This is a genomic window from Soonwooa sp. (assembly GCF_030151385.1).
Lineage (GTDB): Bacteria > Bacteroidota > Bacteroidia > Flavobacteriales > Weeksellaceae > Soonwooa.
Map to the genome: position 1 here is coordinate 33,480 of NZ_JASLDS010000050.1, position 6,735 is coordinate 40,214.

Here is a 6,735-nt window from a genome sequence, read left to right on the forward strand (position 1 = left end):
TATTTTAAAAATTATTCCGCTCTTAGCGCTTCAATCGGTTTAATCTTAGAAGCACGGTAAGCTGGGATAAATCCTGCAATAGCTCCCGCAAAAATCAAACAGAAAAACGCTGCCGAAATCAATCCCCAACCAACTGATGGATCGGTGATGAAATAATCTTCCAAACTATCGCCTATTAATTTTAATGTTAAAACACCTACACCAACACCTATCAATCCCGAAATAACTGTGATAACAATACTCTCCTGAAGAATAAGCGCAACAATACCTGCAGGCTTTGCACCAATGGCTTTTCGGATACCGATTTCTTTAGTTCGTTCTTTTACGATATACACCATGATGTTACTGATACCGATGATTCCTGCTAATAATGTCCCAAGTCCAATGAATCCTACAACTGCCGAAATCACAAAAATGAACATGAAAGACTCTTGGTTGTTTTTAGCATTATTTCTGACAACCACCGCTTGTTGATCTGTTGGCGAAATCTGATGACGGCTTTTTATTTTCTTCTCAAGTTCGTCACCATATTTTATCGCTTGATCTGGTGACATTTTTTGATCATAAGACAACATAATGGTACTCAAACTGTCAGAACCTTGCTTCATCTGTTGCAATGTCGACAACGGAATAACCACATGTCGCTCGTCCCAGTCGCCACCAGCATCAGAAAACACACCAACCACACGAAACATCGTTCCGTTAATCTGGATCATCTTGCCAATTGGGCTTCCATCTTTTATCAAGTCGCGTTGCACCATTCTACCAATCGAGGTTACATAAGCTTTGCGGTCAATATCCATCGGCGTTATGTAACGACCTTCCATCATATTTCTATTCTCGAGGAATTTTTCATCTGGCATCACGCCTTGTATTTGGTAAGTTCCACTTTCGCGACCATATTTTACCATCCAGTTCGCCGTATATCTTGGCGAAGCATATTCAACTTTACCTTTTGATGACTTGTCGATATCGTCGAAGTCTCCATTGTTAAGTGTAATCGTTCTATTGGTTTGTAGACCTGCATAAGCCTCCGATGTACGACCTGTAAAAATCATAATAAGATTGGCGGCGTCTCTTGTAAAAGCTTTCGCAAAAGAGTTGTTAAGACCATTACCAATCCCAAATAAAACAATGAAAATAAACAATCCCAAGGCTACTGTAAAGCCAGAAAGCACCGTCCGCAATACGTTACTGCGAATGGAACTAAATATCTCTTGCCAGCGGTCTATGTCAAACATTTTGAATATTGTTAGTTATAGGATTATTTTTAATTTTTATAAAACGATTTGTTGAATAAACTCATCGCTTTCTATACGACCATCTTTGAGGACAACATTACGTTTGGTTTGTGCCGCAACATCTGGTTCGTGCGTCACCACAACAATCGTCTTACCTTCGTTGTTGATCTCTTGCAAAAGTTTCATAATATCATGTGTCGTTTGCGAATCTAGAGCACCAGTCGGTTCATCCGCCAAGATAAGTTTTGGCTCTGTAATCAAGGCGCGAGCAATTGCAACACGTTGTTTTTGTCCACCCGACATTTCACTTGGCAAGTGGTCCGCCCATTGTCCAAGTCCAACTTTTTCTAAATATTCTAAAGCTTTTTGACTTCTCTCTTTACGACCAACACCTTGGTAATAAAGTGGCAATGCAACATTTTCTACTGCGGTTTTATAATTAATCAAATTAAATGATTGAAAAATAAATCCTAAAAACTTGCTTCTATATTCAGCAGCACGACTTTCAGTCAAATGTTTAATAGGTACACCATCCAACTCGTATACACCAGTATCAGCTTCATCCAGAATCCCGATGATGTTAAGTAAAGTTGATTTACCAGAACCCGAAGAACCCATAATCGACACAAACTCCCCTTCTGCAATATTCAGGTTGATACCTTTCAGAACATGTAATTTGCTCTTACCAATATCATAGGATTTATTGAGTTCTTCAATTTTTAAAATTAAATTCGACATATTCTCGGATTATATTCTAATTGGTAATTGAGATTGTTAAAAAGTTACAATTAATTTAAAAAAAAATATTTTTTTTCATCTAGGCGTAACAAATTATCATTTGTTGAGTCTTATTGTGTATAAATTGTTTTTATGAAACTTCGTAATATTTTAGCAGCATCCGTTATTTGTTTTAGTATATCTGGCTATGGTCAAAAGATTTGGACTTTGCAAGAATGCGTCGATTACGCAGTTAAAAGCAATTTGCAAGTCATCCAAAACAATTACAATAAGAAAATGCAAGAGTCTAATTTGACCATTGCAAAAAAAGGACATTTGCCAACAGTTAGCGGGAATATTTCTAACACTGCCAGCTTTGGACAAAGTCAAGATGTATTTGGATTTTCGCAACGTAACGACAACTTTAACAATAGTGCGAATCTTGGTGCTAATGTTTTGGTCTACAACAATGGCCGTGTCGAAAAAAACATTCGAAAAGTTCAGTTTGATGTAGAAGCTTCACAATTTGACATTGCAACAATTCAAAATAATATTTCGTTACAGATTGCACAACAATATTTGAGTATTTTGTTAAACCGCGAAATTGTAAAAATATCGCAAAGCGCAGTAAACAACGCCAACAAATTATATGAGCGCGCCAAAATAACGACCGAAGTTGGGACAACAGCACAAACGGTTTTGGCAGAAGCGCAGGCAGCGGTTGCAAGAGAAAAACAAAACTTAAAAGTTGCCGAAGTTAACCGCGACAGAAGTCGATTTGCGCTTGCGCAACTTTTGATGTTACAGGATTACAAAGATTTTGACATTGAAGATGCGCCTGTTATTTTTGATCCGCAAGCACCAGATTTGTTAGTCGATCAAGTTCTAAACAAAGCCTATAACAATCAACCAGAGATAAAAGCTGCAGAAAGTCGCATTAAATCTTCTGAAGCACAAACCGAAGTCGCAAAAACGGCATATTGGCCAACGGTGACGGCAACTGCTGGTATTGGTTCTTTTTATTTTAATTCTTTGGCAACTAACACAATTGGTGTTAATCCAGATGGAACACCTATTAAAGAACGTCCTTTCTTCCGTCAATACAAAGATAATTTTGGTCAGCAAGTTGGACTGTCGGCTAATATTCCGATTTTTAATCAAGGTGTTACCAAGTTGCAAGTAGAACAGACTAAAATCAATCAAGAAATTGCAAAAAATAATCTTGAATTACAAAAGCAAGATGTCAAACAAAATGTACAGAAAGCCGCTTTCGATGCTGATGCCAATTATCAAACGTATGTAACTTCTGTTGAGGCAGAAAAAAGCACAAAGTTAGCTTTAGACTTTGCTGAGAAAAGTTACGAAGCTGGACGTACAAGCATCTATGACCTCAATATTGCGCGTAACAACTATGCTAACGCACAAGGTAGCGTGGCACAAGCGAAGTACAATTATTTGTTTAGTCAAAAATTATTGGATTTCTATTCTGGCATTCCTTTAAGTTTGTAAAATGTTTTCTTTTTTAAAGTTAATTTTAAACTTTCGTTTTGCATATTATTTGATTAAATTTGAGACATGCGAAAGTTTGGAAAAGATTTACTAAAAAGTTTAAAAAACACCGATTTAAAAGGTGAAAAAGCGCACTGCATTTATTCGCCTGCTTACCGCCCATTGTTTTCTTATGATGAAATTTTAAAAAAGAATCCAAAATTTGCGGCGGTTAATATTTTATTATATTTAAAAAACGACGAATGGTACTTTCCACTAATGGTACGCAGCGAAAATGAGCACGACCGCCATAGTGGGCAGATTTCTTTGCCTGGAGGAAAACGAGAAGACGAGGACCTTAACTTTGCCGAAACCGCAAAACGCGAAACCTCGGAGGAAATGGGAATCGACCAACATTACATCAAGATTATTCGAGAAATATCTCCGATCTACATCCCGCCAAGTAATTTTTATGTTCATCCTTTTATATCATTTACAAAAAAAGACCCTACATTTATATTGCAAGAAAGCGAAGCTGTGGAGTTAATAGAATTTCCTGTAAGTTCATTACTGGCTTTACCTGACGAACCCAAAATGATGACAATGGCGACCAGCAGAGGATATGAAGTTCCTGTAATTGACTTTAATGGTTACCTAATTTGGGGAGCAACCTCAATGATTTTGAGTGAGTTTAGCTTGTTATTGAAAAATGTTTAAATTTGCGCTTCGAAAAATCTGACTTGCGCGGAATTATAACTGCAAAAAATGGCTAAAAAAAATATTTTTACCGATTCCTTTGGGAACATCTACGTCCTCAAACGTTTTATAATCTTTATATTAGGTTTGGTGTCGTACCGCCGTTTTAATGGTTTTAATAAACTAAAAATTACTGGTTCCGAAAACCTTGTCGATTTGCCAAAAACCAACGTGCTTTTTGTGTCGAATCACCAAACTTATTTTGCGGATGTTGCGGCAATGTACCATGCTTTTTGCTCAGTAAATAACGGCTATCTCAACACCATTAAAAATCCCATCTATCTTCTAAATCCGAAAGTTGATTTCTATTATGTAGCGGCAGAAGAAACGATGAATAAAGGACTTCTTGCAAGAATTTTTAAAATCGCTGGCGCTGTTACTGTTAAAAGAACTTGGCGCGCAGAAGGACAAAATGTAAACCGTATGGTGGACATGAGCGAGGTTGAAAACATTATGAAAGCTTTGGACAACGGCTGGGTTATTACATTTCCACAAGGCACAACTTCGGCGTTTGCACAAGGTAGAAAAGGAACGGCTAGATTGGTAAAAAACCAACGTCCAATTGTAATCCCTATCAAAATAAATGGTTTCCGTCGTGCTTTTGACAAGAAAGGTTTGAAAATTAAAGTTACTGGTGTCAAGCCAACAATGGAATTCAAACCGCCTTTGGACATCGACTACGACACCGAAACACCAGCGGAAATTCTTGACAAAATCATGTACGCGATTGAGCAAACGCCAGAGCATAATCTTCTCCATGAGTACGATGAGGAGCTAAAAGCCCAGAAAACGAAAACTGAGGATGATCCTACAGTTTAATCTATAGAACAAAATATCAGCTGTTGAATTTTCAACAGCTTTTTTGTTGCGTTTATTCCTGATATTTATTGAAAAGGATTCGATTCTCTAAGAACTTACTTGTAGAATTTAAAATGTTTTAAAACTCGCCAAAGCTTAAATTTTCACTACTTTTGTTTCAAATTAAAATTGAATTGAAAACGCATTTTATTGCGATTGGCGGAAGTGCAATGCACAATCTTGCCATCGCGCTTAAAGATAAAGGATATCAAGTTACAGGTTCGGATGATGCTATTTTCGAACCATCACGTTCTAGACTCGAGAAAAAAGGAATTCTTCCTGCCGAAATGGGTTGGTTTCCCGAAAAAATAACTTCTGATATCGATGCTGTTATTTTGGGAATGCACGCACACGCAGACAATCCCGAATTGGCAAAAGCAAAAGAATTAGGTCTAAAAATATACTCGTATCCCGAATTTCTATACGAGCAATCCAAGCAAAAAACCCGCGTTGTTATCGGCGGTTCTCATGGCAAGACTACCATTACATCAATGATTTTACATGTTCTTAATTTTAATAAAAAGGACATCGATTATATGGTTGGTGCACAATTGGAAGGTTTCGATTGTATGGTGAAAATTACTGAAGATAACGACTTTATGATTTTGGAAGGCGACGAATATTTGTCTTCAACCCTTGATCCAAGATCCAAATTTTTGTTATATCAACCAAACATCGCTTTGGTATCAGGAATTGCATGGGACCATATCAATGTTTTCAAAACCTTTGATGATTATGTTGATCAGTTCAGAAAATTCGTGGCGAGCATTACGCCAGGCGGTGTTTTAGTTTATAATGAAGAAGATGCCGAAGTTGTAAAAGTTGTAGAATCAGCCGAAAATTATTTCCGAAAAATACCTTATAAGACGCCAGAATACGAGATTGTTGACGACTGCGTTTATTTAAAAACCGAAATGGGCGATATTCCGTTATCGATTTTTGGAGCGCACAATCTTCTAAATCTTGAAGGCGCGCGACATATTTGTCAGCAATTGGGTATTATGGAAGAAGAATTCTATGAAGCGATTATGAGTTTCAAAGGTGCTTCCAAGCGTCTAGAAAAAGTCGAACGCCCAGATGGTGGAACTTTATACAAAGATTTTGCACATGCGCCGAGCAAGGTAAAAGCAGCTGTTAAAGCCTTTGTAGAGCAATTTCCGAACAAAACTAAAAACGCTTTTTTAGAACTTCACACCTACTCGAGTCTTAATCCAATTTTCTTGGAGCAATACGATCATGCGATGGATGGCTTGGATAATGCTGTTGTTTTTTACTCGGAAGACGCCCTGAAAATTAAAAGAATGGACGCGATTTCGCCAGACTTTATAAAAGAAAAATTCAAGAACGACAATCTAAAAGTTTTCACGAATGCCGAAGATCTTCATAATTATTGGGAGACTTTGGACAAAAAAGAAGGCGCCTTTTTGATGATGAGCTCTGGTAATTTTGGCGGACTCGATTTAACAAAATAAAATTTTATAAAATGTCATTCAGATTCTGGATGACATTTTTGTTTCAAATCAAATTACTAAAGACGGATCAGTCCTAAAACCAGGGGAGGGTTTTGAAAAAAGCATAAATTTGTGATATGCTAAATGAGACAGAATTACTTAAATTATTACTGCCCGAATACCTAATCAATCACTTTGAGATAGTAAAGTTCGAAGAAAAAGAT

At 37.1% G+C, this 6,735-nt stretch carries 6 protein-coding genes; 4 read left to right on the plus strand and 2 right to left on the minus strand.

Annotation, left to right across the window (positions count from 1 at the left end):
• Positions 1-11 precede the first annotated feature (11 nt).
• Both Q1V95_RS09585 and Q1V95_RS09590 read right to left on the minus strand, forming a co-directional pair.
• Positions 12-1,241: an ABC transporter permease gene (locus tag Q1V95_RS09585; protein ID WP_300673141.1), complete on the minus strand. Its 1,230-nt coding sequence runs from the start codon at positions 1,239-1,241 to the stop codon at positions 12-14.
• Positions 1,242-1,277: 36 nt separating this feature from the next.
• A complete protein-coding gene (locus Q1V95_RS09590) occupies positions 1,278-1,967 on the minus strand; it encodes an ABC transporter ATP-binding protein (protein ID WP_300673150.1) in 690 nt (229 codons plus the stop codon).
• A 144-nt stretch (positions 1,968-2,111) separates the two neighbouring features.
• Here Q1V95_RS09590 and Q1V95_RS09595 point away from each other — a divergent pair, with 144 nt between their 5' ends.
• The 4 genes from Q1V95_RS09595 to Q1V95_RS09610 all read left to right on the plus strand — a co-directional run bounded on the left by Q1V95_RS09595 (position 2,112) and on the right by Q1V95_RS09610 (position 6,532).
• On the plus strand, positions 2,112-3,467 hold the full coding sequence (locus Q1V95_RS09595) for a TolC family protein (RefSeq protein WP_300673143.1): 1,356 nt from the start codon (positions 2,112-2,114) through the stop codon (positions 3,465-3,467).
• Between the two features lie 66 nt (positions 3,468-3,533).
• Positions 3,534-4,163, plus strand: coding sequence for a CoA pyrophosphatase (locus Q1V95_RS09600; protein ID WP_300673144.1), 630 nt, complete (start codon positions 3,534-3,536; stop codon positions 4,161-4,163).
• Positions 4,164-4,211: 48 nt separating this feature from the next.
• A complete protein-coding gene (locus tag Q1V95_RS09605) occupies positions 4,212-5,021 on the plus strand; it encodes a lysophospholipid acyltransferase family protein (protein WP_300673146.1) in 810 nt (269 codons plus the stop codon).
• 173 nt (positions 5,022-5,194) lie between these two features.
• Positions 5,195-6,532, plus strand: a complete 1,338-nt coding sequence (locus tag Q1V95_RS09610; protein ID WP_300673148.1) for a Mur ligase family protein — start codon at positions 5,195-5,197, stop codon at positions 6,530-6,532.
• Positions 6,533-6,735 lie beyond the last annotated feature (203 nt).